The 2,860-nt window shown below is 64.5% G+C and carries 3 protein-coding genes; 2 read left to right on the top strand and 1 reads right to left on the bottom strand.

Features of this window, described 5'->3' with window-relative positions; translation table 11 throughout:
* The coding region (locus tag KGM94_RS24705) for an SGNH hydrolase domain-containing protein (RefSeq protein WP_300265206.1) at positions 1–726 on the top strand (726 nt) is incomplete at its 5' end.
* A 337-nt stretch (positions 727–1,063) separates the two neighbouring features.
* On the opposite strand, the gene rffA is transcribed toward KGM94_RS24705, so the two are convergent.
* Positions 1,064–2,206, bottom strand: a complete 1,143-nt coding sequence (rffA, locus tag KGM94_RS24700; protein ID WP_300265203.1) for a dTDP-4-amino-4,6-dideoxygalactose transaminase — start codon at positions 2,204–2,206, stop codon at positions 1,064–1,066.
* 63 nt (positions 2,207–2,269) lie between these two features.
* Between rffA and KGM94_RS24695 the strand changes: the two genes are divergently transcribed.
* Positions 2,270–2,860, top strand: a 591-nt coding sequence (locus tag KGM94_RS24695; protein WP_300265200.1) for a hypothetical protein, incomplete at its 3' end; no start/stop codon positions are given.

The raw sequence follows: 2,860 nt of genomic DNA, 5'->3' as shown, positions 1-2,860 counted from the left end.
GAAATTCGGCCAGTGCTCGCGATGATGCAGTACGATCCGGCATCCAACGCGCGAGCCGACAAATGCTGGTTGCGCGCGGGTCAGACGTTCGGCGACTACGCATCCGAATGCAGCTCGGGGGCTTTGCTCATCTGGGGCGACTCGCATGCCGCGCGGCTGTACGCTGGGCTTGCGCGCCAAGGGAACGACATTGCGCAGTTCACCAGGGACGGCTGCCCTCCCTCCGCAGCCGGTCCCTACCAGAACTGTGCGGAGAGCAACGCGGCAATCCTGCGCAGGATCGCCGAACTCAAGCCAAGAAGGATCATTCTGGCTGCTGCGTGGGCAAACCACGAAAGATACTTACAGCCCGAGGTGCGGGACGAAGGGCTGATGGCGGCTCTGATGGAGCTGAGAGACACGGTCGAGGATATCATCGTGATCGGCCAGGGGCCGCTTTGGTCTCCGGACATGCCGACGCAGGTCTACGAGTCCTGGCGTGCCAACGGCAAGCTTCCGGATCGGCTGCGCCCGATGGCGTTACCCTATCGGCGGATTAATGAGGCGCTTGCGGCGATGTCTGCGGCGGCCGGTGCGCGGTTCGTTTCGCCATTCGACGCGCTCTGCAATGAGCAGGGTTGCCTCACCCATACGCCAGCCTCCAAAGCGGAGTTGCTGAGCTGGGACTACGGCCATTCGACCCTCGCGGGCGCAAGATACCTCGGCGGACTTCTGCACCTGGATTGAAGTTCGAGCGTTTGCTCCAGGATTTCAGCGCCAAGGTCTGGCGCTATTGGCCGCAGCCATCGCCGCGGGATGGCTGCTACAGCGGCAGAAGCGCGTCCGCCGCGGTGGTCACCGGGCTGCGGGCTGCCATCCCGGTCCTGTCGGCTTCCCGGAGCCGATTTGCCCGACGTGTCAAGTGGCTTCACCAACGCAAGGCGTCATGCCTGCCATCCCTTCCTACTGTGCATGGGGTTGATCCGCAGGTTTTGGCAGGTGCCTGGTTTTGGCCCGGCCACCCCAGCCCCTGCCAGCCACGTCTCCCCGCGCTCCACGCCGGCGAGCCGGACGGCCTCTGAGCCTACCGGCCGAGGATATCGCCCAGCGCGTCGCAGACGCGCTGCTGCTGCTCTTCCCGCAGGCCTATCCACAGCGGCAGCCGGATCAGGCGCTCCGACAGCGATGTCGTGAGCCTGAGGTCGCCATGCGCGCGACCGAACCGCAATCCCGCCGCTGACGAATGCAGCGGCACATAGTGGAACACCGCATGGATGTTCGCTTCCTTGAGCCTGCCGAGGACCGCGCCGCGATCGACTTCGGGCGGCAGCAGCACGTAGTAGAGATGGCCGTTGTGTCCGCAATGACCGGGCACGATCGGCCGGCGGAGCAGGCCGCGCTGCTCGAGCGGCGCAAGCATCCCGTGATAGCGGTCCCAGATGGCGAGCCGCTCGCGCGTGATGCGTTCGGCCTGTTCGAGTTGCGCCCAGAGCACGGCCGCCGTCAGGTCGCTCGGCAGGAACGACGAGCCGAGATCCTGCCAGGTGTATTTGTCGACCTCGCCGCGGAAGAACCGGCCGCGATCGGTCCCCTTCTCGCGGATGACCTCGGCCCGCGGCGCCAGCGCGGGATCGTTGACCAGCAGGCAGCCGCCTTCGCCGGACATGATGTTCTTGGTCTCGTGGAAGCTGAAGCTGCCGAGGTCGCCGATCGCGCCCAGCGGCGAGCCCCTGTAGCTCGCCATGATGCCCTGCGCGGCGTCTTCGACGATCCTCAGCTTGTGGCGCTTCGCGATCGCGATGATGGCGTCCATCTCGCAGGCGACGCCCGCATAGTGCACGGGCACGATCGCGCGGGTGCGCGAGGTGACGGCGGCCTCGACCTGCCGTTCGTCGAGGTTGAGCGTGTCCTCGCGGATGTCGACGAAGACCGGGACCGCGCCGCGCAGCACGAAGGCGTTCGCGGTCGACACGAAGGTGAAGGAGGGCAGGATCACCTCGTCGCCGTGCCCGAGGTCGAGCAGCAATGCGGCCATGTCGAGCGCCGAGGTGCAGGAGTGCGTCAGCAGCGCCTTCGCGCAACCGGTACGCTGCTCGATCCACCGGTGGCATCGCCCGGTGAAGCCGCCGTCGCCGGAAACGTGATGGCTGCGCAGCGCCTCCTCGACATAGGCCTGCTCCTGACCGGTCACGTAGGGTCGGTTGAACGGAATGTGTTCGGGCGCCATTGCCTAAGCTGTCTATTCGCCTTAAGAGGCGCGTTCAAGGGGCCAATCCGATCCAAGAATTCCATGAAATCAGAAACGACGATCGACATGATTCTCGCTCTTGCGATCGCCGGCGCGATCGGAGTGCTCGGGTTGTGGCCTCATGTCGCGTTTGTCGGCGACATCGGCGAGTTCCGGTACTTTCATTCAGCTTATGACGAGGACACGTACACTCTCGCCTGGCTGATGGGCGCGTTGCGGTCCACCAGATTGCTCGGGGCATTTTGCCTGTCCGTCGTCCACCGGACCAGTGCGGGTTCGCTGGATGCAACGCTGATGATTTCGGATTTTCTCTTTCCGGCGATTGCTGCGTGTGCCGCGTACTTTGCGGCCAGCCAGATCGTCTCGAGCCGGTCCGCGCGCGCAGCGGTTTCTTTGCTCCTCGTGTTTGCCGGCGATCTGTTCTCGTTCGGCAGCGTGGTCGTCTGGAGTTCTCCAGCCTGGAATGTCATACGATTCTCGCGAATCGTCGGATTGGTCGCTCCCAACCTCGTGCCGCCATACGAGACCAGCTTTCTGTCCATCTATCGTACTCCGGAACCGCAGGTAAGCCTGTCGTTGATGTTTGTCGTTCTGGGTCTTCTCGCCAGGTTCGCGGCGCGTCCTCAGACCTCG

The sequence above is a fragment of the Bradyrhizobium sp. genome, assembly GCF_028868675.1.
Classification (GTDB): Bacteria; Pseudomonadota; Alphaproteobacteria; order Rhizobiales; family Xanthobacteraceae; genus Bradyrhizobium.
The sequence above is the reverse complement of the archived record's forward strand: the minus strand, read 5'-3'. Positions and strand labels throughout refer to the sequence as shown.

Coding starts and splice junctions, on each gene's coding strand:
- rffA (WP_300265203.1), bottom strand. CDS start 2,206: ATGGCGCCCGAACACATTCCGTTCAACCGACCCTACGTGACCGGTCAG.